Source organism: Lacipirellula limnantheis, from assembly GCF_007746075.1.
Lineage (GTDB): Bacteria > Planctomycetota > Planctomycetia > Pirellulales > Lacipirellulaceae > Lacipirellula > Lacipirellula limnantheis.
This window is the reverse complement of sequence record NZ_CP036339.1, coordinates 3,794,698-3,820,368: the sequence shown is the minus strand read 5'-3', so window position 1 is coordinate 3,820,368 and position 25,671 is coordinate 3,794,698. Positions and strand designations below refer to the sequence as shown.

The following is a 25,671-nucleotide window of genomic DNA, read 5'->3' as shown; positions in this document are numbered from 1 at the left end:
GACCAGACTGGCGAAAGTGAATTCATTTCCGCCGAGCCCTTGGCCGCCCGACCAGTCGATCCATGCCCAAAGTGAAGCCCCAGTCCGCCGACGCCGATCCAGCCGAGCTTGGCCCGTCCGCGGACGACGCTCAGCAATCTCGGGTCGATGACGTCTACCGCGAAATTCTCGCCCGTATTGTCCGCGGCGAGCTTCCTGGCGGCAGCGAGCTCAAATCGACGCAACTCGCCAACGCACTCGGGGTCAGCCGCACGCCGGTGGTTCAAGCCCTGTCGCGCCTAATCGCCGACGGCATCGTCACCCAACGGATGAACATGCGGGCCATGGTCCGCCCGGGAGCCGAGAACTGGCTCGTCGAAATCCACGAATTGCGTCTGTTGCTGGAACCAGCGGCCGCCGCCCGGGCCGCGCAACACATGCCGGCCGAAGTGATTCAAAAACTGCAGCGCCAGGCCGACGCCGTCGACCCGCAGAACAACGACGATTGGCCCCGGCTCGCTCAAGAGTTCGACTTCGCGATCCATCTGGCGATTGCGGATCACTCCGAGAATCAACCGCTTCGCCGCGCCATCAACAAGTGCTGGCAGTTCAAGCAACTCTCCTACGAACTTGGCCCAGATCGCACTGAATCCATCCTGCGCGGCTTCCGCGAGCATCGCATCATCCTGGCGGCCATTGCGGCCCGAGATAGCGCCACAGCCTCTGCGGCCATGGAACTTCACCTGCGTTTAGCTTCCTCGTATCGTCCCGAAGGGCGAGTCGTCTAGCGTCGCCCAAGCGGAGTCTTCTCACGCGGCCTTTTGCACTTCGATCGTTCCCTCTCCCCCAACAGCTTCTCGCCTCAGTGCCGTCACTTCCAACACATGTCGCCGTCCACGAACTCCGCGCCGGCATGGTCGGCATGGGCATGATTTTCGACGAAACATACCGCCCCTTTTTCGAAGGGAGATCGGGCCGCCCGCTGTATGACCCCGAGTTTGGCGTCTGTTCCGTCCCCCTGGCCGCGGTGGCCACGCGCACCGGTCGACGCGCCGACGCCTATCGCGCGAAAGCCCCCCCAAACTTGTGCGAATTTGTCAGTTACTCCAGCGAAGCCGCGGTGGAGCAACTCGTCGATGGTCGCGTCGATGCCGTCTGCGTTGCCACCCCTGACGATCGCCACTTTGCCGCCGCGAAGCTGGCGCTAGAGGCCGGCAAGCATGTGCTGATCGAGAAGCCCTCCGTCCTCAAGCTCGCCGAACTCGATGAACTTCAGCGGCTCGCCGAGGACAACGGCGTGCTCGCGAAGGTCGTCTACCACAAACTGCTCGATCCCGACCACAAGAAACTCCGCACCCTCGTTGCCGACGGCGTGCTGCAGCACGTCAACAACGGCTATTGCTCGCTCCTTGAGCCAAAGTCAATCGCCAACTCGCAGTTTGCCGAGTGGATCACCGGGCGCAATCCGGGAACTTATGTCGCGGTCCATTACATCAAATTAATCGATTTTACCTTCGGCCTGCAGTTGAAGCGCGTCACCTGCACCGGCCAACGGGGCATTGTGGGGCCGGCCGACGGTCCGACTTGGGATTCGACCCAGCTTCGCCTGATCTATGCTTACCCCGACGGTCGCGAGGCGGCGTTCGACGTCCATACCAGTTGGGTCACGCCCGACAATTTCCCCGGCTACGTCGAACAGGAAGTCCAGTTCCGCTTCGATAACGGCGTCTGGAACGGTCACAGCCGCAAGCGGGGCGTCGAGTGCACGGTCGAGGGGGCGACGCCCCATTCGATCAAAAACACGATCAACAACCATTACAATGCCGCCGTTCTAGAACCTTGGGGCGAGCGTGCGCAGCGGGGCTACGGCATCGAAGTGATTGAGCGCTTTATGCGCGAGGCTGCCATGGTCGAGTACGGCGGACCGCTGCCCGAACGCGCCGCGCGACTCGCGGCAGCGCGAACCCTCGCTTACAACGACCTCGCGGCCGATCGCCAAGTGGTCGCCGCCGTCGAAGCAATGGAAGCCATTCTCGCCCGGCACGCCGCGGGGACGCCCGATTGCGTTGTGGACGTGAACGGCCCGGCGGGTGGGTTAGTTCTGCAGGTCCCTGGACAACGCGAAGTCGAAGTTCTCTACTCCCCCGCCGTCTAAGTCAGCAACCTCTCATCGCCAGTTAACCCGGAACATCGCCCACGTCATGAGCTCTGCCGAGCAAATCAACGCCGTTCAGCCCCGCCAGCGCCGCGAACCCGAAAGCGATGCGACGCGGCGAGCGATTGCACACGCCGAGCCGCGGGCCCTGCGCACGTACACGCCGACGCTCGCCGTGATCGAGCGCAGCGCCGGCAGTTATCACTACACTGCCGAAGGCGCCAAACTCGCGGACTTTACCTCCGGCGTGCTGGTCGCCAATCTGGGCCACAATCCGATCCGCTGGTGGCGTCGCGTGCACGAGTATCTCGGACATCCGCCGACCGTCGTGGCCGGGGCGTCAGACGATGGCAGCGGCGAACGCCTTGCCGCGGAAAGTGATTTTTTCGCGGCGGCCCCGCTTACCGCCTACAACGCGATTACCCCGCTCGAAGCCGAGGCGTGCCGCCGGCTCACTGCCAGTCTCCAGTCGTTGCCCGGCGGCAGGCGCTTGGAGCAAGTCGTTTGGGCGGCCAGCGGCAGCGAAGGCGTTATCAAGGCGCTTCGTACGGCGCTCGCGCAAGATCCGGCTCGGCAAATCATTCTCGCCACTCGCCACGGCTTTCACGGCAAGAAAGGTCTGGCCGGCGCTGTCACAGGGAGCGAACGCGACGCAGAACGCGATGCCCGCGTCCGTTTCATCAGCTTTCCGCGCGAGGAATGTTATTCGCTCGCGAAGCGCCAAGAACCGCTCAATCTGGCGCCCTATATCGCTGAGTTAAAGCAGCTCGCCGCGGAGTTGGGTGATCAGCTCTGCTGTTTAATTACCGAACCCTATCTCGGCGGCGGCGGCTCCTATCATCCCCAGCGCGAGTATCTGCAGTTGCTGCAAGCCTTTTGCCGCGAGCAGCGCATCCCGTTCATCCTCGACGAAGTTCAATCAAACTTCGGCCGCACCGGGTCGCTTTACGCCTTCGCCGACTACGGCGTCGAGCCTGATATGGTGGTGCTCGGCAAAGGAATGGGCAACGGCATTCCCGTCGACGCGGTCGTCGGACGCGCCGACTTGTTCGACAAGCTTCATTATGGCGAGGTTTCCGATACTTGGAGCGGCCATCCGCTGGGCTGCGCTGCCGTCTTAGCCACGCTCGACGAATTCGAGCAGACCGACGTCCTCGCCCACGGCCGCGCGCTATCGCGCGTCTTCGAAGCCGGCCTGCAACGACTTACCGCGACGCGCGCCGTCGCCGCGATTCGCGGCGAGGGCAATGTCTGGGGGGTCCAATGCGCCCCCCTGCCCGGTCGCACCTCGCGGGAAGTTGCCTGCGCGATTGTCCGTGCCTGTTACGATGGCGACGAAGCAGGCCGCGCGATTCATCTCCTCGGCCCCCTATCGGGCGACGTCATCCGCATCGCCCCGCCCTTGGTGATGCCGCTCGACGAGGCGCAAGAATACCTCGACGCCATGTACGGCATCATCGACGCCATTTCGTAGGCGAGGTCGAGCGCTGTCATCCTGAGCGGGGCGAAAGGCTCAGGATGACAGGCGCTACGTCTATCTGAAACTCGCTCACACCCCCAGCGGACGCCAGTCGTCCCGATATTGCCGATGCACCAGCGCCGTCGCCCCGGCGTGATCAAACTTCAGGCCCGCTGAGTCCCAGGCTAGGGTCTCCTCCGGGAACGCCCCCGCCACCGTCCCGGCCAGCACCGCTTCGGTGAGCGGCCCGCTGAAGCTGAACGGCGTTCCAGTCTTGCCCTCGCCCCGACACGCGGCCACCCATTCGTGGTAGTGGTCGACGCTTCCGGCAGACTTGACCTCGACGTCCATCGGCTTGCCGTTGGAGTAGAAGGTGGGCATCGCCCAATGGGGCAGCACCATGACTCCCTTGTCGCCGACCGCGAACGAACCCGAGTCCGGCAGCGCTACGCCGTCGGGCAACTGAGCTCGCGACGCGTCTGGCTTGAACTCGCCGTTGGTCCAACGGAATTTCACCATCTCCGCCGTCAGCGGCGTCCCGGCGAACGTATATTCGACCTCGGTATCAGGCGAGAACGTATCGCGCAGATGGGCCGGTCCGCCGGAGCGCACCGTCAGCGGCGCCTTCAAATCGAGACCGGTGAAAATCGGATCGAACAAGTGGCTGGCCATGTCGCCGAGCATCCCGCAGCCATAGTCACGCCACATCCGCCAGTTGAACGGATGGTAGAATCCTTCCACAAACGGCTCTTCCGGCGCCACGCCCTGCCACAATTCCCAGTCGAGCGTGGCCGGCGCCTTGTCAGTCCGATTTGGCCGTTCTTTCGCCGGCAGCGGCAACCCCCGACCGATCCAGCAGTGAACTTCGCTCACCTTGCCGATCGTCCCGTCCCGCAGCATCTTGGCGGCCGTGCGGTAAGATTGATCGCCGTGAATCTGCGTCCCCATCTGGGTGACGACTCCTTGTTCCGCCGCGGCATTGCACATCGCGCGGAGCTCGGCCAGATTGTGGGCCAGCGGCTTCTGCACGTAGACGTGCTTCCCGAGCGACATCGCCGCCAGCGAAATCGCCCCGTGCATATGATCGGGCGTTGAGACGATGACGGCGTCGATTCCCTTGCCCAGCTTGTCGAGCATCACGCGATAGTCGCGAAATGGGGCGGCCTTTGGGAACGCTTGCTGGGCCGAACCTAAAAAGTTGGTATCGACGTCGCAGAGCGCAACGATCTCGGCGCCCGGCGCCGAGGCGATACACTCGAGATCATCCCGTCCTTTGTTGCCGACGCCTACCGACGCAATCCGCAGTTTCTGCTCCGGTCCCGCGGCGAATGATCGCCGCGTGCGAAGGAATGGGCCCGCCGCCAGCGCCGCGGCGCCGAGGCGCAGGGCGTCACGTCGAGTGAGATGGGCGGTCGAGCGGCGAACTTGGGAATCGGCGGCGTCACGCAACGACATGGATGACCTCGATGTTTGGAGTCGGTGGCGTCCCGGCCAATGGCCGGTCGGTTGCTCCAGTATACGAAGTCCCCCGCCGTTGCCGCGAGCATCTGCTATCGTTCGCTAGCCGAGCATGAAATCTCGCAACAAAAGCAAAAGGCAGCCCCAGTCGGAGCGACGCGGATCGGGGGGCGAATTCCCGCGTCACCCCTCCGGGGGCCTCTTGATGCCAACGCTATCCAGCGTGTCATCCTGAGCCCCTCAAGCCGCTCAGGACGACATCCTGCCTTGCTGACTCCTTAGTGCTTTCCGGCCGTCTGCAGCGGCTTTCTCCGCACCGGCGGCTCTTCGTCTTCGTCACCGGCAAACTTATGGATCGTCGGCTCGGCCGCCATCGGCTTCCACCATTCCGAAAGCCCTTGCAGCAGCAGGAAGAACACCGGCGTGAAGAATACCGCCAGAATCGTCGACGTGATCATGCCGCCGAATACCGCCGTCCCCAACGCTTGCTGCCCAGCCGCCCCCGCGCCAGTCGCCCACACCAACGGCGCCACGCCCAGGATAAACGCGAACGAAGTCATCAAAATCGGCCGGAATCGCAGCCGGGCCGCCTCCACGGCGGCGTCGTAGATTGAACGCCCTTCCTTGCGCAGGTCGCGGGCGAATTCCACGATCAGGATTGCGTTCTTGCTCGCCAGCGCGATGATCAGCACGATGCCGATTTGCGTGTAAATGTTGTTGTCCATTCCGCGGAACGACACCGCCGCCACCGAGCCGAGAAGGCCGAGCGGCACCACCAGAATGACCGCCGCCGGCAAAATCCAGCTCTCGTATTGCGCCGCGAGCACCAGATACACTAGCAGTACGGCGAACGCGAACACCCACACTGCCTGCCCGCTGATCCGCTTCTCCTGGAACGACTCGCCGGTCCAGTCGTACCCCATCGAGTCGGGAAGTTGCGTTCGGGCGATCTCTTCCATGATGGCCAGCGCCTCGCCCGAGCTGACGCCAGGCGCCGGCTCGCCGCGGACGGCTGCAGTCGGGTAGAGGTTGTAACGCTGAATAATCTGCGGACCGAACGATCGCGATACCTTCACGACTGATCCGAGCGGAATCATCTGGCCGCGCAGGTTACGCACTTCCAGCCGTTCGATGTCGCGCGGATCAAGCCGGAAATTCTCCTCCGCTTGCACCCGCACTTGGAAGGTGCGGCCGAACTTGTTGAAGTCGTTCACATAGGCCGAGCCAAGGAAGGTCTGCAGCGCGCCGAAGACCGACGACAACGGCAGATCGAGCGTCTTCACCTTGACGCGGTCGATGTCGATGTACAACTGCGGCACGCCGGGGCGGAACGTCGAGCTGACGCCCGCCAACTTTTTCTGCGAGTTAGCCGTTTCCACAATCCGTCCCGTCGCGGCGCCGAGCTCTTCCAGCCCGACCCCCGATCGATCTTCCACTTGCATTTGGAAACCGCTGCGGAAACCAAGACCGCGAATCGCCGGCGGCGGGAAGGCGACGATTTGCGCTTCGCGAATCTGCGAGAACTTCCCCATGAGGCTTTTGAGAATCCCCTGCAGACTCAAGTTTTGTCCTGGCCGATCCTCCCAGTCGTCGAACCGCATAAAGACGGTTGCCGCATTCGACGCGGCGCTGCCGTCCAGCAGCGACAGGCCGCCGACGTTGAACCAGGTCATGATGCCTGGTTCCTTCTCCATGATCTCGTTGATCTGGTCGGTGACCGCCTTGGTGCGCGACTGCGAGGCCGCGTCGGGCAACTGAATCGCGGCGATGATGTAGCCTTGGTCTTCAATCGGCAGGAAGCCGGTTGGCACCTTGCCGTACCACCACGCCGTCAGGCTCACAAGCCCGACGAACGCGAGCATCGTCACCCAACGGAACCGCAACAGGCCTCGCACGATGGCGACATAGACCCGCTCAACCTTGTCGTAAACGTAATTGAATCCGCGATAGAACCAGTTCTTCCGCTCCGGCGGCTTGCGCAAGTAGGTGGCGCATTGCGCGGGCTTCAGCGTCACCGCGTTGATGGCGCTGATGAGCGCCGTCGCCGCGATGGTCAGCGCGAACTGCCGGTACAACTGCCCGGTGATGCCGCCCAGGAACGCCGTCGGCAGAAACACCGCCATCAGCACGAGCGTGATGCCGATGATCGGCCCCAGCACCTGCTCCATGGCGCGAATGGTCGCCTCGCGCGGCGGCATGCCGTTTTCAATGTGATGGGCCGCCGCTTCGACGATCACGATCGCGTCGTCGACCACGATGCCGATCGCCAGCACCAGGCCGAACAGCGTCAGCATGTTCACCGAGAAGCCCATCACGTACATCGCGGCAAAGGCCCCGATGATCGTCACCGGCACCGTCGTCGCCGGCACGAGCACCGCCCGCCAGTCTTGCAAGAAGACTAGAATCACCACGAGCACCAAGATGCCGGCTTCGATGATCGTCTTGTAGACCGACTCGATCGACGCCTCGACGAACGCGGTGGTATCGAGCGGGAAATCAACCAGCATCCCCTCGGGGAATGATCGCTCCATCTTGGCGATGGCGTCGCGCACCCCCTGAGCGACTTGCAACGCATTCGCTCCCGGAAGTTGATTGACCGCCATGCTCGACGAAGGAACGCCCCCCTTCTCGGCATACTGGTCGTAGTTCTGGCCTCCCAGTTCGACGCGGGCGACGTCTTTGAGATACGTCACGCGGCCGTCTGCACTCGCCTTGATGACGATGTTTTCGAACTGCTCCGGATCGCTGAGTCGTCCGAGCGCCGAGACGATGTACTGAAAGTCGAGCGTATTGGGCGACGGCGGCTGCCCTACTTGCCCCGCCGCCACCTGGACGTTCTGCTCCTGGATGGCGGCGTAGACGTCTTGGGTCGTGAGATTGCGCGCCTTGAGTTTCTCGGGGTTCAGCCACACCCGCATCGAGTAGTTGTTGCCGCCGAAAATCTGCACGCCGCCGACGCCCGGCACGCGGCTGATTTCATCCTTGATCCGCAGGCTCATGTAGTTCGACAGGTACAACGACGAATAACGGTCGTTCTCCGACGTCAAACTCACTACGATCACGATCGCGGTCGACTGCTTCTTGACCGTAATGCCTTGCCGGCGAACTTCCTCCGGCGTCTGCGGCTCTGCCACGGCCACATCGGCCTTCGCCGTCGCCACGTCGGCCTTCTTCACGTCGAGCTCTTGCTCCGTGGAGGCCCCGCGCTGAACCAAGGGTTCCGTTCGAGCCAGGTCAGCGTTCGCTAGCGCGAGCGTCGCTTCCGCCTTCTGCAGCGCGGCCTTCGCCGAATCGAGCGCCGCCTCAAACGGCGCAGGCTCGATGATAAAGAGAATGTCGCCCGCGTTGACGTCAGCCCCGTCGACGAACTCAATCTTTTGCAGGTAGCCGTTCACCCGCGCCCGGACGTCGACCGCCTCGGTCGCCCGCGTGCTGCCGGTGAACTCCAACTGGTGGACGATCTCCCGCTCCACCGGCTGGGCCACCGTCACCGCCGGCGGCGGCGGCTGCACGAACTCATTCGGTTTCGCGCAGCCAACGATGGCGGCAAACGCCGCCAAACCGGTCCACGCAGCACGGGCTCTCATAGTCGTCGGTGCCGAGAGGGGTGTGAAAGACAGTCTGCGTCGCGGCAGATTGACTGGGTGGGGACGGCAGTCGTTCTCGGTTCGCCGCCTGGGATTTTCAGGCAGGAAGGCAGGCGAAACTCGTGCCGTCTGCAAAAGTATACAGTGGACGGACGCGCCCGTCCACACTACTATTTGAATGACCGACCTGACGTAGGCCGGGTTCGCGGCCAATATGCGGCCTCGCCCCGAAACCGAATCGCCGCGGTTTACCGCAGTCGCACGGCCTCCGGCGCCGAAGCAAGAGATGGTCCGGCTTACCAAGTCCGACATCGCTTATGCGAAGGCCCGGTAGGCCGCCGCACGAACCAATTGTCACGCCCGCAGTACAGAGATATAGAGATAGTCGCGATTCATCTCTTCCCTTGCGAAATTCCATGGACACGACCCAACTCGTCCCCGAACGTCGCGAAACGTCCGCTCAATTAGAGCGGTCCATCGAAATCCTCGACGCCGCCGTCCGCACCTTTGCCGCCCACGGCTACAACCAGACGGATGTCCAAGAAATCGCCGACGCCGTCGGCGTGGGCAAGGGCACGGTCTACCGACATTTTGGCAACAAGGAAGCCCTGTTCCTGGCTGCCGTCGCTCACGCCCGCGATCAGTTGATCGCCGCGGTCGACGAGTCGAAAAACGACGAGATCGATCCCCTGCTCCAAATGCGGATCTGCATGACGTCGATCCTTCGTTTCTTCGATCAGCACCCCGAGATCGTCGAGTTGATCATTGAAGAGCGCGCCTTGTTCCGCGATCGCCGCCCGTCGCTCTTCTTCGAGCATGAAGAAAAACGCAAGGCCGAATGGGCGGCGCGCCTCCAAGCCCTTATCGACGCCGGCCGCATCCGGCCGATCCCGGTCGCCGAAATTCAGGACACGCTTTCCCGATTCGTCTTCGGCGCGATGTTCTTCAACTACTTCGAAGGCGCCAGTAAAGAGCCGCTCGCCGAGCGATCCCAAACGATGATCGACGTGCTGTTCAACGGCCTGCTGATCAAGAAGTAGCGCGGTAATCTCGACTTTTCCTCACGCAACCGCCAAGATCGCGTCTCGCTCGTCGAACCACCGTCAGCAACCGCGCCGCTGGCGCCGCCGATGCCTCACCACTCCGTCGGCGGTTGGTAAAACGCCGCGCCTAAACATGGTCCCGCCCATCCCCCGATGGCCCACGGCCCGTCGCCGTCCGCAAAACTGATATCCTCGACACCCCATCCATAAACTACACTTTCGCAAGCGCATTTAGAGCAACCTGCGCCTCCGGTCCAATTTGAACCAGTCTCGCTGGAGCTCTACCAATGTCGATTCCCATCCGCTGCGTTTGCGGTCGTCATCTCCTGGCGCGCGATGACTTTGCCGGCGCCCGCGCCGAATGTCCTACGTGCGGCCGCACCATTCAGATCCCGGCGCGCCCCGCGCCTCCTACGGCGTCGACCGCGAACGCAACCCCAGCCGGCCACGTCGATGTCGAGCCGCTCGAAATCACCGAGTTCCTCGATCCCCCTACCGCCGAAGAGGCGGCCGCTCCGCACCCGAGCACTACCGGCGCCCCGCCGGCGCCGCCGCGCTCCGTCGCCAGCCGCATGTTCGAGGCCCTGCTCGACCCCCGCAGCATCCAGTGGATGCTAATGATCGGCGGCGGCCTGTGCGTCCTCGGCCTGATCGTCTGGCTGGTGAGCCTCGGCCTCTTCAGCAATCCGCACGTCCTCGCCGGCGTCCTCGGCGTCGGCACGCTGGCGATTCTCGGCGCCGGCTGGTACGTCGCGCTCCGCACCCGCTTTCGCGTCGCGGGGCAGGCCCTCACGTTCCTGGGCTGCGTCGTCGCGCCGCTCAACCTCTGGTTCTACCACGCGCAGAATCTCGTCACCGTCGACGGTCACCTGTGGGTCGGCGGCGTCATCTGCTGCCTTCTCTACGCGGCGACGGTCTACGTCCTGCGCGATGCGCTCTTCATGTACGCCTTTGAAATCGGCGTCACGCTCACCACGCTCTTGTTGTTGGCCGACCTCGGCAAAATCACCGACGCCCCCATCTTCGCCTTCTTCTTCATGGCTCTCGGCCTGATTTCGATCCACAGTGAGCGCGCGTTCTCGCCGGCCGACGACGCGCAATTCCCCCGCGGCAAATTCGGACTCCCCCTCTTCTGGTCGGGCCATGTCCAAATCGCCGTCGCGCTGCTCACGCTCCTCGGCTCGCAGCTGCTTGGATGGCTCCTCACTCCCGCGCAGAACCTGTTTGGCATCCAGTGGACCGGCAATCTCTTGACGAGGAACCACGTCCTCGCTGCCGGGCTCTGGCTCGCCGCCGTCTACGCCTACGTTTACTCGGATCTGGTGGTCCGCAGGATTGGCCTCTATCTCGGCCTCGCCAGCGCATCGCTCGTGATGGCCGAACTGACGCTGCTCGTCGGTTTCGACGTTCGCACCGAGTGGATCCTCGCCGTCATGTCCGCCACGGCGCTGGCCGTAAACATCCTGTGGAGCCGCCTCCCGGCCGACAACCGGCAGCTGACGCGCCTCGTCCCGCCAGTGGCGCTGGCCCTCAGCCTCCTCCCCGCCGCCGCGGGGCTGATCCTCCATATCCGCGCCACCAGCGCTACCCTTGATGATTTGAACTGGAGCTACGAAACCGGCGCGCCGTTCGTCGTCGCGATGCTGCTGGCCGCCGTCTGCAATCGCATCTCGGCCGCCCTCTATCGCCGCAGCGACGCGCGCACCTCGCAGATTTACTTTTTCCTGAGCGCCGCCTGCGTGCTGGTCGCCGCCGCCGGTCAACTCCGCGATCGCGGCCTCGTCGCGTGGAGCGAACAAGCCCCGTGGCTGATGCTCATCCCGCTCGCCTATCTCGTCGGCGCTCGTCTCTGGCATGGTCGCAGCGCCGAGCGACCGCTGTACTACGTTGCGCAGGCCGCGACAGCGGTAATTCTCGTCGCCGGCTTCCTCGCGACGGTGCAGCAGCCGACGGCCTTCGTGCCGTTCCAGGGCCAGCGCGATAGTCTGATGCTCGGCCTCGTCTTCGGCGAAGCCGCACTCTTTTATTCGCTTGCCGGCTTCTTCCGTCGTCGTAGCTGGAACGTCTACCTCGCCGCCGCCGCGGCCTGCGGGGCCCTGTGGCAGTTCATGGGGTACTTCGGCGTCGACGCCAGCTACTACACCATGCTCTACACCGGCCTCGGCTTGGGCTGCCTTGTCGCCGCCCGCGCGCTTGGCCTGGCGCCGACCACCGTGTATCGCCGCCACTGCCAGCCGACCACCGTCCTCCGCGGCCGCGGTCTCGCCGCGCTCCAGTGCGGTCACGGCATTCTCACCGTCGCCACGCTCGCCGCGCTGATGCAGGGGCTGGCCGGCCTCGCCATTGACGACGGCCGCTGGCTCGGCATCGTCTCGATCTTCGTCACCGCGCTCGCCGCCGCCGCCGCCAGCTTCGTTTCGCCCCCCAGGCCCTGGCGCCGCGTCTACGCCACCGCCGCCGTCGCGCTCGCCGCCGTCGGCTTCCTGCGGCTCAACATCCTGATCGACCTCAACGGCTGGCAGAAATTCGAGATCTTCGCCGTCGTCGCCGGCGCCATCATGCTCGCTGCGAGCCACTGGGCCCTCTTCCGCGAAACCGACCGCAGCCAGGACGACGCCGTCAGCCTCGGCCTCTCGCTCGGCAGTCTCCTGGTTGCCGGCACGCTGCTCACCGCCGTCCTCTACCACCGCTCGTGGGGCCACGGACCGTCGCTCATCAACGAGCTCGCCCTGCTCACCTTCACCATCGCGATGGCTGTCACCGGCGTCGCCTGGCAAATCCGCGCGACGACCCTCTTCGGCGGCGGCGCCCTGGCGATTTATCTCATCGTCATGCTCACGTCGCTCGCCTACCGCCCCCAAGTCGCGGTCGGCGTCTACCTCGCCGCCGGGGGAGCCCTGGTATTCGCCACCGGCATCGCGCTAAGCGTCTACCGCGAGAAGCTATTGAAATTGCCGGAGCAGATTTCCAAGCGAGAAGGGATCTTTAAGATCCTCAATTGGCGGTAGCGTGCGGAGTTAAGAAAGGGGTGATGAAAAAGGTTCTTGTGGCTCCCTCCCCCTTGAGGGAGTAACGAGCAGGGCCGCAAGCGAGGCGGGCGCCGCGCCAAACGCCGCCGCTAAAACACCCAGCTCGCCGACACATACGGCCCATGCACCGCAAAGTTGTTGTGCAGGTGGTACGCCGATTCCAAGAAGACGCCGATTCCCTGCACGTTCGGCGGCACCACCACGTCGCTGATCGCGTACTGACTGATCGCGTTGATGTAGACGGCGGCTTGATAGCCGCCCTCCAGGCGAATGATGCTGCCGTTCTCCAGCGGGATCGTCAGCCCGGCGCCTAATTTGGAGTCAATACTCGGAATAACCCGCGTCGCGTCGGGCGACGTAATCGACTGCCGGTTCGGCGGCGTGATGCCGACGTTCGCCAGATCAGGCGAAATCGCCTCAAAGTCAAGTCGGTTCTCCTGCCGGCCCACCAGCGCCGAGCCGGCGACCTGTCCCAGGAAGTCGAGCCGCCCCTTGACGATGCCCGCCTCCACTCCCACCCGCGGCCCAACGCCGTTGAACAGCGACGAGTTCGTGTTCGACGAAGCATAGTCGCCGTCGTAGCTGGCGAAGCTCCCGCGCAGTTCTTCGCTGATCCGGACGTACTGCAAGCCGCCGAAGAGTCGCACCTGCGCCGGGCTGCCGTCGGTCCAGAGGTGTCCCGCCTCGAGGTTCACCGAGTCGTACTCAAAATCGACGTAACCGTCGCCGAGGTTGTAAAGATTCGAGTCGGGTCCAATTTCGTAGGGCGGCCCGGCGAATTGCTGCACATCGGCCACGAACGAGTCGCTGCTCGACGCGTTGAGATGCGTCCACGTCGCCCGCACGTCGTTGCCATTGTCCGGCACAATGTAGCGCAGCCCGACGCTGAACGCGGGGCTCAGGCTGGTATCGACTGCCTGGTTCACCCAATGGGGTGACGGCGCGGGCAAAGGACTCACCTGCGTGCCGTACTGCAAGTTGTCGGCGAGCGGCTGCAAGTAGAGCAGCGCCGCCGTCGCCTCCACGCGGTTGCCGCCGCTGGAGCTGGAGCTGGAAGCCGGCTGAACGAGCCCCTCCAGCGGCGCCCCTGCCGGTCCGGTGACCGGCAACGTCGAGTACGCCGCCTGCTCCACGTTCCCTTCGACAGCTTGAACAACGCCGCTCGTCGTTACAGCGCCCCACAGCAGCGCGTGCAGCGACGCCCGCAGAAGAGTTCCGCTCATCACTAGCCCCCGCAGAAGAGTTCGCGGCACCGCGTCCACGGACCTATTGTCTTGCGGTGAAGCGCCAGCCGAGCGGTCGATGCCGCCTGCCAGGACTATCGGCAAAACGCGACCGCAACTTCGACCTAACCGCTAAGGTTTACCAGCGGCATGTCAGCCGCTGCGCCGGCGCGCCGCCTCATCAGTCGAAGGGATCCCCGATTTCCGCGGGCCTCAACTTTCCTCCCCGCCGATGCTAGTATTCGCCGACAGACCACCGCGAGTTTAACGAGGCAGCCATGTGCCACCATTACATCGCCGGACGCACCCGCACGAGCGAATCGCGCAGTATCGTCACCGCCTGGGACGACGAATTCAGTCTACGCGGCAATCACTACCAAATGCTCCTCCCCGACGCGGGGTTTTACCCGCTCGATTTAGTCCCCCACATCCGTCTGGACGACGCGGGCCAGCGGGTTCTGGCGCCCGCGCAGTGGGGCTTCCTCCCCAGTTGGTGGAAACCCTCCGACAAAACGCCCAAGCGGACCACTTTCCAGCGCAAATGCTTCAACGCCCGCAGCGAGGACATCGAAGCGAAGCCGACCTACCGCCAGGCATTCCGCGCGCGCCGCTGCTTGATCCCGGCTAGCGCCTTCTTCGAGCGCAAACACTACTTTGAGCTTCGCGGGAATCGAACGCGCTCGTTTGCGATGGCGGGCGTTTGGGAACGATGGCACGGCGGCGACGGCGAAACGATCGAGTCGTGTACGATTCTTACCACCAGCGCGAACGAAGTCGTCGCCAGCGTCGGGCACCCGCGCATGCCGGTCGTCTTCAGCAGCGAAGCCCAGTACGCCGCATGGCTCAACCCGGACGTTGTTGAGCGCGGCCCGCTTGAGGAATTGCTGCGCCCGACGCCCGCCGATATCTGGGAGTGCCGCCCCGAGAGCGAGCTCCAGTCGCGCAGCAAGGCTGCCGACGAGACGCCGCGCCAGACCCACTTGTTCTAGCTCCGCCGCAGCCAGAGCACGCCCGAGCGACGTGCTCCGCAATCTGGCGGCCGGCAGCTGGCGAGCGCGATTACTCGTCGGTCGCTAAGAACTCTTCCGTCTCGACATCGTCGGCGCTGGCAAACTCGGCCGTTGACGTCCGCCCCTTGGCACCAAACTTCTTGTCGAGCGTTCGATCAATCGTGCGGACCAACTTATCGATCGCCCCGCTGATCGCCATGTCCAGCGTATCGCCATGCGCTGCCACTGCGATCGGCGCCAGGTTGGAAAGCCGCGCCTCCATGCCGCAACGCTTGTCTTGATCACTCTTTTTGTGGCCATTCTCGTCGCCCAGGTGAACTTCCACCCGAATGACGCGGTTTCCGAATCGGTCGAGCGCCTCCTGGACTACCGCTTCGACGTGCGCCGTCAGGCCGGCGCTCCCTTGGACATGATTGTCGGTATGCACATGAATCTGCATCTTGAGTTTCCTTCCCTTAGCGCTGCCCTGCCATCGCGGGGGAGCGCCAACCAAACCGGCTCATTGAAGACTGTCTACTGGAGAAATGGCTAACGACGAGCTTCGAGTCAACTCCTCAGAGCAAGGCACGTGCCGCTGCGGTATGCCTCCGTAGCCCTCCACGCGCAGTTCTCCCCTCCCTAGAATCTAGCATTCCGTACGGGCGAAAACGCTACAATGTTCGCTGCCGGCCGCAAGGATTGGCGCGATCCGTCCGCTCGCACTGGACCGATCGTGCCCACTCTCGCGGTCAATCGCCCTCCAATTTTCCCCCCCTCCCCCGATGACGGGGACGTCACCCTACGCAAGGAACCTCGCCATGCCCGCACGCTCCTCCACCGCCGTCTGGAACGGCGATATCATGTCCGGCAACGGCACGATGAAAATCGGCTCCGGCGCTTGGGAGGGTCCCTATTCATTTAAGTCCCGTTTTGAAGACGGCAAAGGGACCAACCCCGAGGAGCTCATCGCCGCCGCCCACGCCGGCTGCTTCTCGATGGCCCTCAGCGGCGCGCTCACCAAGGCCGGCCATCCGCCCGAGAAGATCGAGACGACCGCCGAAGTCGCACTGGTCAAAGAAGGCGATGGCTTCCGCATTCCCACCATCAAACTGAAAACCGCCGTCAAGGTCGCGGGCCTCGACGACGCGAAGTTTCAGGAGATCGCCAAGGCCGCCAAGGAGAATTGTCCCGTCTCGAAGGTGCTAGCCGGCGCCGAGATTTCGCTTGATGCGAAGCTGGCAAGTTAGCGCCGCCCTAATCGGCGATCATGGTTCGAGAGACACGAGAAAATGAAGCGCCGCCGGGTCGCGCCGTTACGGCCGCTCGGCCGCCGCTTCGCCTCTTTAGTTGGTCGCGGACTGTCTGCAAAGATCGCCCCACAACGCTCGCTCCTACTCCACCTTCGCCGCCGCGTCCTTGCGTCGAGCGGCTCGCTGCCGATTCGCTTTCGTCGCGGGCTCTCCTGGCTTAATCAAGGCCGCCGGCCGCGCGTTGGCATATGACGCCAGCACGGCGCCCAACTCCTTCGCTACTTCCTGCTGGCGATCATTCCAAGCCGCTCGATCGATCGGCTTCCCTGCCTCTAGCGGATCGGCCTTCAAATCGAACAACTGTCCGTCGCGATAGAGCTTGTATTCTTTCGTCATCGCGAACTCGCGCTTCCGCTGCTCGCCGCCGTCCTGAGAGTACCAGGAGTACAGCCAAGTTCGCGGCGAACCCTCCTCGCCTAAGGCTTGCGGCCAGAAACTCTGTCCGTCGAGCGTCATTGATTCAGTCGGCGCCACGCCCGCAGCAGCGCACAGGGTCGGCAAGAAATCAACGCTCGAAATCAAATCGTCGTTCACTCCGCCCGCGGGAACATGCCCCCGCCAATTCACAATCAGCGGCACATGCATGCCGCGCGCGGTGGTCGTTCCCTTCCCGCCCTCGTAAGGCTTCCCCTGAAACTGCGACACCGTCCCCGCGCCAGTTCCATTGTCACCGAGGAAAATGATGATCGTCTCCTCACGAATTCCCAGCTCATCCAACTTCGCCGTCAGATTGCCGACCAGCTTGTCCATGTAAGCAACCATTTCACCGAAGTGCTGCGGCGCATGATCTTCTTCCTCGCTCTTCGCCTCCGGATTCCAGTCGGCGCTGTCAGGCGTCGGCACATAAGGCCCATGCGTCAGCAACATCGGGTAATAGAGCAGAAACGGCTGCTCCTTGTGCCGCGTAACGAAGTCGATCGCAAAGTCGTTCACCAGATCGGGCCCATACTCTCCGTTGGTGAAATTGCGCTCTTCGCCGTTGTACTCCAGACCAGGGTTCGCGTAGCGCGGCGGCCGACGCGTCTGCTGCCAGAGGCACGATTCATCAAAGCCAAAGCGTTGCGGCAATCCCGGTTTCCGTCCCAGCTGCCATTTGCCCGCAATTCCCTTCACGTACCCGGCCTCTTTCAGCAAGTGAGCGAACGTTTTCGCCTCTGGATCGAGCATGCCGAATTCTATGTAGTTCCGCACATTAGATTGCCCAGTCATCAGCTGCACGCGCGTCGGCGTGCACAATGGCTGAACATAACACTCCTCGAACCTTACGCCGCCCGCCGCCAGCGCATCAAGATTCGGCGTTTGATAGGACTCGCCCCCATTCGCAGTGATTGTCTCGTAACCCAAATCATCAGCCATGATCAGAATGATGTTTGGCTGACGTGCAGAGCACGGCGCGGCGACCGCCAGCAACGCGAGCATGATCGGCGTGACGAATGTAGAATATCGACTCATCTCGAAACCCATCGACGGCAAAGTGGTTAGAAGCTGTTTCACAACCGTTTGAGAGTGATGAGTAAGCAGGCGACGTGCACGAAGGCTTGGAAGAGTTGGGGTTTTCGTTCGTAGCGGATGGCGAGTCGTCGGTAATTCTGGAGCCAGGCGAAGGTGCGTTCGATTTTCCAACGGCGTCGGTAGCGCCTGAGTTTTCGCCCGTCCTGAAGTTTCGGTTTGCGGCGGTTCACGCGATGCGGACAGATCAATTCCACCCCTCGTTCTTCCAGGCGCTTTCGCAGCGGGTCGCTGTCGGCCGCCCTGTCGTAGATCAAGCGCGTGACCTTCCGCGGCGAACGACGACGATCTCGACGCGGCACGTTCACGTCGTCGAGCGTGGCTTCGATGAGCGTGCTTTCGTGGGGCGAGGCCGACTCGACGCACAGCCCCAGAGGTACGCCCTCGCCATCCGCCACCACCACCAGCTTCGTGCCTTTGCCGCGCTTGGTTTTCCCGATTCGAGCCCCCCTTTTTTCGCCGGAATGAACGTCGCATCCGCGAAGCATTCCTCCCAGACCAAGCGACCTCGCTGGTCGAGCTCCCCTAGCAGAACACGCCACGCTTCCTCCAGCACGTCGTCGTCGGCCCAGTCTTGCAGCCGCCGCCAGCAGGTGCTCGCCGAAGGATACCCCCTGGGCAACGCCTTCCACGCCGCGCCGTACCGCAACATCCACAGAATGCCTTCGAAACAATGCCGATTGTCGATCGGCGTCTGTCCCCCGCGCGCTGAGCGGACTGGCTCTGGAAACAGCGGAGCGAGCTTCGTCCACTGCTCGTCCGTCAACATCGGTTCGTACGATGCCGCATACGTCTTGGCCATCGAAAGGACTCCTTTCAACGACCATTGAATCGTAACTCCTTCCAGGGCGCAATCTTAACTCAATGCACTTGTGAAACAGCTTCTAAACTAAACGACTGCAAACGTCATCGCGTTCACGCGGCGGCGCGATGCAGACACACACGATCGTAATCACACAGGCCAACTAGCGGCAGCCGCAGCGACTCAATTTTGCGATTCTGTATTGCCATGACTCACTTGGTTTCACGCTTACGCGCCGACGCCGTGATTGGCGCACTGCTGACCGTCACATTTGCCGGATCGATGCCTCGTGACACAGCGGCCGCGAACGCAGACGCCGCCGACGGCACGCCGAGCCGCCCCAACGTCCTGCTGAGCTGCGTCGACGACCTGAAGCCCGTCATCGGCTGCTACGGCGATCCGCTGGCCGTCACGCCCAACATCGATCGGCTTGCCGCAAGAGGCGTCCGCTTCGACGTCGCCTACTGCAATCAGGCCGTCTGCTCCCCTTCGCGCAATGCTCTCCTTACCGGCCTGCGCCCGCAAACGCTCGGCATTTACGACCTGCCGACCAACTTTCGCCAAGCCAGGCCCGACGCCGTCACGCTGCCGCAACACTTCAAGAACAACGGCTACCGCACCGAGGCCTTCGGCAAGATTTTTCACGTCGGCCACGGCAACGTGAACGACAAAGCCTCCTGGAGCACCCCCCACTTCCGCGGCAGGGGCGACTACGTCCTCCCCGAGAATCGCCCGGAGCAAGGAACCCGCGAAGAAGCCCTGTTCACCAACGTCCCCGCGCCGCAAGCCAGCCGCCTGCCGCGCGGGGCCGCGTACGAATCGGCCGAAGTCGCCGACGACTCCTACGCCGACGGCCAGGTAGCCGCCCGCGCCGTCGAGCGCATCGCGGCCGCGGCGGAAACCCCCGACGAACCGTTCTTCCTCTCCGTCGGCTTCGTGAAGCCCCACCTACCCTTCTGCGCGCCGAAAAAATACTGGGACCTCTACGACCCTGCCAAGTTCGGCCTCGCCAAGCTCCGACAACCTCCGGAAGGCGCGCCCAATTTTGCAGCGACCGACTGGCGTGAACTGCGCAACTACAAAGGCGGGCCCCAAACCGGCCCCGTTGACGACGCGATGCAGCGCCAGCTGATCCACGGCTACTACGCCGCCACCAGTTATACCGACGCCCAGATCGGCAAGGTCCTCGACGCGATCCAGGCCAACGGTCTCGATAAAAACACCATCGTCATCCTCTGGGGCGACCATGGTTGGCACCTCGGCGACCATGGCATGTGGTGCAAGCACACCAATTATCAGCAGGCCGCTCGCATCCCGCTGATCATCAACCTTCCCAGCGGCGCCCGTGCCGGCGAGGCGAGCAACGAACTCGTCGAATCGGTCGATCTCTACCCCACGCTTTGCGATCTCGCCGGCCTCGACCTCCCGTACGAACTCGAGGGCGCCAGCCTCGTCCCTGTCTTGAACGATCCCCAGGCGCACACCGACGGGGTCGCGATTCACGTCTTCCCGCGCGGCCAGCGCCTCGGCCGCGCCGTCCGCACCGACCGCTATCGCCTCGTCGAATGGAAAATCCCCGGCGCGCCGCCCGCTGAAGCGATATTCGAACTCTACGACTACCAGACCGATCCCGAAGAATCGCGCAACCTCGCCGCGGATCGACCCGAAGTGGTCGCTGAGCTTCGCGCAATCCTCGCCAAAGAGCCCGAAGCCAAGCCGCAAATCGTCGCCCAGCAAAGCGCCAAACAGCAACAGCGTCGAGGCCAGCGCAAGAGCCGTCGCCCAGCCGCCGCGGCAGCGTCATGAGTTGAGAGGCCGCATGGTATAATCCAGCTTTGGCAGGGTCGGCCGTGCCTGACGGTAGACGCCTGCTCAAGCCCCGGCGCTAGTCGACGCTCCGGGGTCTCGTCGCCATCGTTCAGGAGCGGTGCGCTATGCAGCGATTCCTCTGGGCAGTACTCATCCTCCTTGCATCCCCGTTCTCGGCATCGTGCGCGGAAGCGCCCGACCCGCCCCCTCCGGCCGAAGAATTATCTTCAGCCGTCGCCGCGACCGACAGCGAGGCCGACCAGCGCACCTTCACGGCGATCGACGTTAGCGCCTTTCGCGACGGCGCCCATCATTGGCGCAAGATCCGCGATCCCCGCCGCGTGATCCATGTCTTGCCCGAGCAAGCCGCGTACGCCCCCGACCAGGTCGAGGAAATCGTGGCCAACATGTTGCTCTTCCAGCGCGCCAACGGCGGCTGGCCGAAGGACTACGACATGCTTGCCGCGCTCACTCCGGAGCAGCGGCAAGCCGTTCGCGACACGCACCACCTTCTCGACACGTCGTTCGACAACTACAACATCCATTCGCAGGTCGATTATCTCGCACGCGCCTACGCCGCCGGCGGCGATCAGTCTTGGCGCGACGCCTGTCTTCGCGGGTTCGACTTCATGCTGGCCGCGCAGCTCCCCGGCGGCGGGTTTCCGCAGCGGTATCCCGAGCCGACCGGGTTCGCGCGGCACATCACGTTCAACGACGGCGTCACCGTCGGCGTCCTCAACGTTTTCCAGGACGCCGCCGAGCGCGCACCCCACTGGCAGTGGCTGGACGACGCTCGCCGCCAAGCCGCGCAACAAGCCGTGCAACGAGGAGTCGAGACCATTCTGCAGTGCCAGATCGGCGGCGACGCGCCCACCGGCTGGTGCCAGCAGCACGACCCCGAAACGCTCGCCGCTGCGCCCGCGCGCACCTTCGAACTCGCGTCGATCTGCCCTCAAGAAACCACCGCGATCGTGCGCTTCCTCATGCGTTTGCCGGCAACCGACCAGCGCATCGCCCGCGCCGTCGAAAGCGCCGTCGCCTGGCTGCGCCGCACTCAGCTGGACGGCATTCGCGTCGAGCGCATGGCGGCGCCGACCGAATCGTACGAGTTTCACACCACCGACTTCGACGTCGTGGTGGTCCGCGACGAGCAGGCGCAGCCGCTCTGGGCGCGACACTACGAGATTGGCTCCGATCGGCCGATCTTCGCCGGCCGCGACGCCGTCAAACGTTACGCCCTCAGCGAGATCGAGCGCGAACGCCGCACCGGCACGCCCTGGTACGGCAATTGGCCCCAAGGTCTTCTAGCAGAAGACTATCCCCGCTGGCGCCAATCCCGCCCCAACACCCCCTAAACGATTCCCCATTCACCATTCATTCTTCATCCTTCCCCCTTCCGCCATCAGCCTCCGCCCTCCATGCTCCACGACCACCACGCGCCTCACCAGACGTCCCGCCGCACACCCCTCCACACGCCCCTGCAGGATCACAATAGCGACGACAAACTTCACGATCACCTTCTCAACATCATCTCCGTCTCAGCTGGCATGCTGGGCGTTTGCCTGACAGCCATCGGCCTCATCGGCGTCATCAAGGCGACCGCCGAAATCGAGACCCTTTGCGACGAAATCCTCGCGGCGAATTCCTTTCTCTATCTCGGAACCGCGATCATCTCCTTCATTGCCCTACGGACTCCCCTCCGTAAACGAGCCATCGGCCTGACCTTCCTCGTCGACGTCCTTTTCTGCCTCGGCCTGATCCTCAGCGCCATCGCCTGCGGCCTCCTCGTGATGATCGTCCTTTAGTCTCAAGCTAGTGCGAACTTCAGTGAAGCGTAGCGCCTGTCATCCTGAGCGGAGCGAAGGATCTAGCGCCCAACAAACGACCAGATCCTTCGCCCCGCTCAGAATTACGCGAAAGTACACGGATGATCGCTCGAGCCGCGGTCTCGGCCCCGCCGAAAGCCGAGTGTCTATCCACTTGTCCAATTCCATTGAACCGCTAATAACGCCAAGAGCGCCCGTGAAAAGGGCGGGAGAAAACGAACTACGACGGCGCCACATACGCCACGGGTGACAAAAGAATCAATTCGGTTTCTTCAGCCTGTTGTTTTCTTCCGTCGTGTACGTCGTGCCGTCGTCGTTCAAATCCTCCCCGTATTCCCTTGGCGCACTTGGCGTCCTTGGCGGTTAATCCTCTTTCTCCTCCACCCGCTCAAACCGCCCCATCCCATTCACATCCAGGTTCTCAATCCGCACGATCTCCGCTCGCCCCGCAGGCCCCACCGAAAAGATCACCCCCGACCTGCCCGCCGACATCTCTCCCGTTGGCTGGAACCAAAAGACGTCCCGATCCCAGTGCGCGAGCGTCAACGGCTCCAGCTTCGGCCCCAATCCCAGCGTCAGCTTTCCCCCCTGCTGCGCAATCTCGATCACACCAAAATAATCGTTCTGATACTTGCCGGCATAAGCCGCTAGCGCCAGCGGCGCCCCGCGATCAGTCGGGGCCTTGCTGAAATCGCTCGTCTGCGCCAAATCATTAGCCACCATCAACTCGAATTGCTGGTTGGCGAACGCCATCCAATCGCGCTGCAGCTTCCCATCGAGCGCCCAATCGAAAAAGCTCTCCGTCAGCCCTTCCGGTACGCCGTTCGGCGCGCTGTTCGACAGCACCGCGATGCCCAGGTGCTCCGCCGGAATCAGCGACGCCTCGCTCCGCACCCCCATGCTGAACTCGCCCGAATGATTCGCCACGATCAGCCCGCCGCGCTGGTCGATCACATTCCAGCCGAGCCCGTACGACGCCACCCGACCTTGCTCCGGCGTGAACCCCGTCACGATCTGCGGCGTGCGCGTCTCGGCCAGCGCCGCCTCCGCGATGATTTGCTTCCCCTCAAACTTGCCGCCGGCCAAATGCAACCGCATCCACTTCGTCAAATCACTGATCGTCGAGCTCGCCCCGCCTGCCGGCGCTTGCGCGTCCGGGTCGCGCGTGTTCTTCGCCACCCACTTCCCGTCGATCAGCACATGGAGTTCGGCGCGATTGTCGGCCGCTTCGTAATCGGCAAAGGCGTAGCTCGTGGCCGTCATACCCAGCGGCTTGAACAACGCCTCCTGAGCGACTTGATTCCACTTTGCCCCGACGCCCTTCGCCGCCGCGTAGGCCGCCTCGCTATAGCCAAAATTGTTGTACGCATAACCCGCGCGAAAACTACTCGACGGCGGTTGAAACCTTAGCCGTCGCAAGATTTCGTCGACCGGATACCCCATATCCTCCAGTAGATCGCCCGCATGATCGGGCAGCCCGCTGCGATGGCATAGCAAATCTCGCAGCCGCAACTCCCGCGTCACATACGGCGTGTACATCACGAACCCCGGGTCATGATCACTCACCCGATCGTCCCAGCCGATCTTCTTTTCCCCCACCAGCGCCGCCAGCACCGTCGAGGTGATCGGCTTCGACATCGACGCAATCTGAAACACCGTGTTCGCGTCAACAAGTTCCGGCTTCCCCGCCTCCCGCACCCCAAAACACTTGGTGTAAATCACCTTGTCATGATGCACGATCGCAATCGCCAGCCCTGGCGTCCCATTCGTCTCGATCGTCTTCGCCGCCAGCGCCTCAAGATTCTTGATGGCCCCCTGTAACCGCTCCGGCGTGATCCGCGACGCTGCCGTCGTTTGTGAATAAACGTCGCCGCCAGACGCCGCGCCCAGTACCACGCTTAACGACAGCAAGCCCATCCAACGCAACATAACCCCATCCTTCACTGAATGACGCGACGGCAGACAACGCCTCACAAGCATACCATTCGCCCGCACGACACGCCCCCAGCGAGCGGGGCCGTCCCCGCCCCAACTCACTTCAATTCCTGTAACCGCCAACGACGCCGAAAGGGCCCAGGAAATACAAGAACTCAGGAACCGCCGATGAACGCAGATCGACGCAGCGATTAACTTATTGGCGTTCATCTGCGTCCATCGGCGGCTCCATCCCCCGGCACTACTCGACCGTCGCCCTCGCCGTGCCGTCGTGGCTCAATTCCAGCAGTCGCATTTCCTTGGCGCTGTTGGCGTACTTAGCGGTTCAACTCCCCGCGCCCCATACCTCTGTCAATCCTCAGAAATTAGCCACCCATTTGTGGGTAGTTTTGTGTTGAAATTGAGCCTCCACTTCTGGCAGACTCGATCCCGACGTGAATGTCCGTACATATAAGCTTTCAGGAGACCAAGTCATGCCACGCCCAAAAGTTCTCACGCCCGAACGTCGCCGCGAACTCGTCGCCTACGTCAGCGCCGGCATGCGCGTCGAGCACGCCGCCCGGTAGGTCGGCTGTTCGGCGCGCACCGTCCGGCGCGAGGCAGACCGCAACGATCAATTTCGCGTCGACCTCGCCACAGCGGAGCTTGCCGTGCGCTCCGATCCCGAAAAACTGATGGGCCGCGCCGCCGGGTCCCATTGGCGGGCCGCCGCCTGGATGCTCGAACGCCGCGAGCCCCATCGTTTCGGCCGCCGTCGGGCCGACTCATGTGGTCCGCGCGAGTTGGAAGAGATTTGCACCACGATCATGGAAGTCGCCCTAGCCGCCGCCAGCGACGATCGCGCCCGCCGTGAGCTCTACCTGAAAATGGTCGCCGCCCTGCGCGAGGTCACGACCGACCTCTTCCCGCCGCCGCTGCCGGCGCGCTTCCCGTTCGCTTTCCATCGTTACACCGAGGAGCAACGACTCTTCGACCTGGCCGACGAAACGTCGGCATTCGCTCGGCGCACCTACGGCGATCCTTTCGGTGGCGACGCCTCGCGGGCTCCGTCGAACGCTGCCACGCCAGCCCCGAAGTCAGCTAACGCGACCGACAAGCCGTCGAGCCGCGGGCCGACGCCGCCCCCTGCGGCGGAATCGGCGCCCGCGCCGGCCCGGCAGGCCGCGGCCCCTGACGATTCCGCATGGCCGCGGCCACAGCGTCAGCCGATCACGCTCGAAGAGTTCCTCGACCAGCAACGTGACAACCCGCCGACCACCTTTTTCGGCATGCCGTTTTGTCCAAATGACCGGGACAAATCTACGCGACTTCGCCGCCAGCCGAAATCGCCGCAAATGCCCCGCGCCGAGCAAAACGGATCGCACCCTTCGCCTGGGGAAGACGAGTAATGTCACGCTCAATCAACTTTCAACGTCGGACAAAACCGGCGCTGTGCGAGCGGTCGCCGTCGCCAATCTCGTCCGGCGCGCGCCGCTCCTGTGGCGGACCACAATGCCCACGCGCGCTGTATCCCGATGAAGATTTGGCGAATCTCAACGGAATTGCTTTGGCAGCGCAT

At 63.4% G+C, this 25,671-nt stretch carries 18 protein-coding genes; 11 read left to right on the top strand and 7 right to left on the bottom strand.

The genetic code is table 11. From position 1 onward, the window contains the following. Positions 1–62: 62 nt before the first annotated feature. The 3 genes from I41_RS14705 (at position 63) to I41_RS14695 (ending at position 3,608) form a co-directional block, all read left to right on the top strand. Positions 63–767, top strand: coding sequence for a GntR family transcriptional regulator (locus I41_RS14705; RefSeq protein WP_145433561.1), 705 nt, complete (start codon positions 63–65; stop codon positions 765–767). 77 nt (positions 768–844) lie between these two features. Further along, on the top strand, positions 845–2,134 hold the full coding sequence (locus I41_RS14700) for a Gfo/Idh/MocA family protein (RefSeq protein WP_210420955.1): 1,290 nt from the start codon (positions 845–847) through the stop codon (positions 2,132–2,134). A 46-nt stretch (positions 2,135–2,180) separates the two neighbouring features. Next, positions 2,181–3,608 carry an aminotransferase class III-fold pyridoxal phosphate-dependent enzyme gene (locus tag I41_RS14695; RefSeq protein ID WP_145433559.1) on the top strand — a complete coding sequence of 476 codons (1,428 nt, stop codon included), beginning with the start codon at positions 2,181–2,183 and terminating at the stop codon, positions 3,606–3,608. Positions 3,609–3,683: 75 nt separating this feature from the next. Here I41_RS14695 and I41_RS14690 read toward each other — a convergent pair whose 3' ends face one another. Continuing rightward, on the bottom strand, positions 3,684–5,048 hold the full coding sequence (locus tag I41_RS14690) for a Gfo/Idh/MocA family protein (protein WP_145433557.1): 1,365 nt from the start codon (positions 5,046–5,048) through the stop codon (positions 3,684–3,686). Positions 5,049–5,329: 281 nt separating this feature from the next. Then, positions 5,330–8,638 carry an efflux RND transporter permease subunit gene (locus I41_RS14685; RefSeq protein WP_246133672.1) on the bottom strand — a complete coding sequence of 1,103 codons (3,309 nt, stop codon included), beginning with the start codon at positions 8,636–8,638 and terminating at the stop codon, positions 5,330–5,332. Positions 8,639–9,054: 416 nt separating this feature from the next. Here I41_RS14685 and I41_RS14680 point away from each other — a divergent pair, with 416 nt between their 5' ends. Together I41_RS14680 and I41_RS14675 are read left to right on the top strand one after the other, a co-directional pair. Next, on the top strand, positions 9,055–9,678 hold the full coding sequence (locus tag I41_RS14680; RefSeq protein WP_168206917.1) for a TetR/AcrR family transcriptional regulator: 624 nt from the start codon (positions 9,055–9,057) through the stop codon (positions 9,676–9,678). A gap of 290 nt (positions 9,679–9,968) precedes the next feature. Then, positions 9,969–12,689: a hypothetical protein gene (locus I41_RS14675; RefSeq protein WP_145433551.1), complete on the top strand. Its 2,721-nt coding sequence runs from the start codon at positions 9,969–9,971 to the stop codon at positions 12,687–12,689. Between the two features lie 110 nt (positions 12,690–12,799). On the opposite strand, the gene I41_RS14670 is transcribed toward I41_RS14675, so the two are convergent. Next, entirely contained in the window at positions 12,800–13,933 is a 1,134-nt protein-coding gene (locus I41_RS14670) for an Lpg1974 family pore-forming outer membrane protein (protein ID WP_145433549.1), read from the bottom strand. A 278-nt stretch (positions 13,934–14,211) separates the two neighbouring features. Here I41_RS14670 and I41_RS14665 point away from each other — a divergent pair, with 278 nt between their 5' ends. Beyond that, the gene (locus tag I41_RS14665) at positions 14,212–14,922 is read left to right on the top strand and encodes an SOS response-associated peptidase (protein ID WP_145433547.1); all 711 of its coding nucleotides are present in this window, start codon (positions 14,212–14,214) and stop codon (positions 14,920–14,922) included. Between the two features lie 70 nt (positions 14,923–14,992). Here I41_RS14665 and I41_RS14660 read toward each other — a convergent pair whose 3' ends face one another. Next, positions 14,993–15,382: an HPF/RaiA family ribosome-associated protein gene (locus tag I41_RS14660; RefSeq protein WP_145433545.1), complete on the bottom strand. Its 390-nt coding sequence runs from the start codon at positions 15,380–15,382 to the stop codon at positions 14,993–14,995. A gap of 358 nt (positions 15,383–15,740) precedes the next feature. Between I41_RS14660 and I41_RS14655 the strand changes: the two genes are divergently transcribed. Continuing rightward, positions 15,741–16,169, top strand: coding sequence for an OsmC family protein (locus tag I41_RS14655; RefSeq protein WP_145433544.1), 429 nt, complete (start codon positions 15,741–15,743; stop codon positions 16,167–16,169). Positions 16,170–16,313: 144 nt separating this feature from the next. Here I41_RS14655 and I41_RS14650 read toward each other — a convergent pair whose 3' ends face one another. Both I41_RS14650 and I41_RS14645 read right to left on the bottom strand, forming a co-directional pair. Continuing rightward, entirely contained in the window at positions 16,314–17,684 is a 1,371-nt protein-coding gene (locus I41_RS14650) for a sulfatase-like hydrolase/transferase (protein WP_168206916.1), read from the bottom strand. Between the two features lie 38 nt (positions 17,685–17,722). Then, positions 17,723–18,510, bottom strand: a protein-coding gene (locus I41_RS14645; RefSeq protein ID WP_145436303.1) for an IS5 family transposase whose coding sequence is annotated in 2 segments (ribosomal slippage) — positions 17,723–18,171 and positions 18,171–18,510 — 789 coding nt in all. Because the reading frame shifts where the segments join, the coding sequence is not laid out codon by codon here. Positions 18,511–18,750: 240 nt separating this feature from the next. On the opposite strand from I41_RS14645, the gene I41_RS14640 reads away from it, so the two are divergent. The 3 genes from I41_RS14640 to I41_RS14630 all read left to right on the top strand — a co-directional run bounded on the left by I41_RS14640 (position 18,751) and on the right by I41_RS14630 (position 22,157). Then, the gene (locus I41_RS14640; RefSeq protein WP_145433540.1) at positions 18,751–20,349 is read left to right on the top strand and encodes a sulfatase; all 1,599 of its coding nucleotides are present in this window, start codon (positions 18,751–18,753) and stop codon (positions 20,347–20,349) included. A gap of 128 nt (positions 20,350–20,477) precedes the next feature. Beyond that, positions 20,478–21,707, top strand: a complete 1,230-nt coding sequence (pelA, locus tag I41_RS14635) for a pectate lyase (protein WP_145433538.1) — start codon at positions 20,478–20,480, stop codon at positions 21,705–21,707. A 63-nt stretch (positions 21,708–21,770) separates the two neighbouring features. Further along, on the top strand, positions 21,771–22,157 hold the full coding sequence (locus I41_RS14630; RefSeq protein WP_145433536.1) for a hypothetical protein: 387 nt from the start codon (positions 21,771–21,773) through the stop codon (positions 22,155–22,157). A 384-nt stretch (positions 22,158–22,541) separates the two neighbouring features. On the opposite strand, the gene I41_RS14625 is transcribed toward I41_RS14630, so the two are convergent. Next, on the bottom strand, positions 22,542–24,107 hold the full coding sequence (locus I41_RS14625; protein WP_145433534.1) for a serine hydrolase: 1,566 nt from the start codon (positions 24,105–24,107) through the stop codon (positions 22,542–22,544). Positions 24,108–24,763: 656 nt separating this feature from the next. Between I41_RS14625 and I41_RS14620 the strand changes: the two genes are divergently transcribed. Next, positions 24,764–25,501 (top strand): hypothetical protein, encoded by a 738-nt coding sequence (locus I41_RS14620; protein WP_145433532.1) that lies wholly within the window; start codon positions 24,764–24,766, stop codon positions 25,499–25,501. Positions 25,502–25,671: the final 170 nt, after the last annotated feature.

Excerpts from the sequence above, each read along its gene's own strand:
- I41_RS14705 (WP_145433561.1), top strand. The coding sequence starts at position 63 with ATGCCCAAAGTGAAGCCCCAGTCCGCCGACGCCGATCCAGCCGAGCTT.
- I41_RS14695 (WP_145433559.1), top strand. The coding sequence starts at position 2,181 with ATGAGCTCTGCCGAGCAAATCAACGCCGTTCAGCCCCGCCAGCGCCGC.
- I41_RS14690 (WP_145433557.1), bottom strand. The coding sequence starts at position 5,048 with ATGTCGTTGCGTGACGCCGCCGATTCCCAAGTTCGCCGCTCGACCGCC.
- I41_RS14685 (WP_246133672.1), bottom strand. The coding sequence starts at position 8,638 with ATGAGAGCCCGTGCTGCGTGGACCGGTTTGGCGGCGTTTGCCGCCATC.
- I41_RS14680 (WP_168206917.1), top strand. The coding sequence starts at position 9,055 with ATGGACACGACCCAACTCGTCCCCGAACGTCGCGAAACGTCCGCTCAA.
- I41_RS14675 (WP_145433551.1), top strand. The coding sequence starts at position 9,969 with ATGTCGATTCCCATCCGCTGCGTTTGCGGTCGTCATCTCCTGGCGCGC.
- I41_RS14670 (WP_145433549.1), bottom strand. The coding sequence starts at position 13,933 with ATGAGCGGAACTCTTCTGCGGGCGTCGCTGCACGCGCTGCTGTGGGGC.
- I41_RS14665 (WP_145433547.1), top strand. The coding sequence starts at position 14,212 with ATGTGCCACCATTACATCGCCGGACGCACCCGCACGAGCGAATCGCGC.
- I41_RS14660 (WP_145433545.1), bottom strand. The coding sequence starts at position 15,382 with ATGCAGATTCATGTGCATACCGACAATCATGTCCAAGGGAGCGCCGGC.
- I41_RS14655 (WP_145433544.1), top strand. The coding sequence starts at position 15,741 with ATGCCCGCACGCTCCTCCACCGCCGTCTGGAACGGCGATATCATGTCC.
- I41_RS14650 (WP_168206916.1), bottom strand. The coding sequence starts at position 17,684 with ATGAGTCGATATTCTACATTCGTCACGCCGATCATGCTCGCGTTGCTG.
- I41_RS14640 (WP_145433540.1), top strand. The coding sequence starts at position 18,751 with ATGACTCACTTGGTTTCACGCTTACGCGCCGACGCCGTGATTGGCGCA.
- pelA (WP_145433538.1), top strand. The coding sequence starts at position 20,478 with ATGCAGCGATTCCTCTGGGCAGTACTCATCCTCCTTGCATCCCCGTTC.
- I41_RS14630 (WP_145433536.1), top strand. The coding sequence starts at position 21,771 with ATGCTCCACGACCACCACGCGCCTCACCAGACGTCCCGCCGCACACCC.
- I41_RS14625 (WP_145433534.1), bottom strand. The coding sequence starts at position 24,107 with ATGTTGCGTTGGATGGGCTTGCTGTCGTTAAGCGTGGTACTGGGCGCG.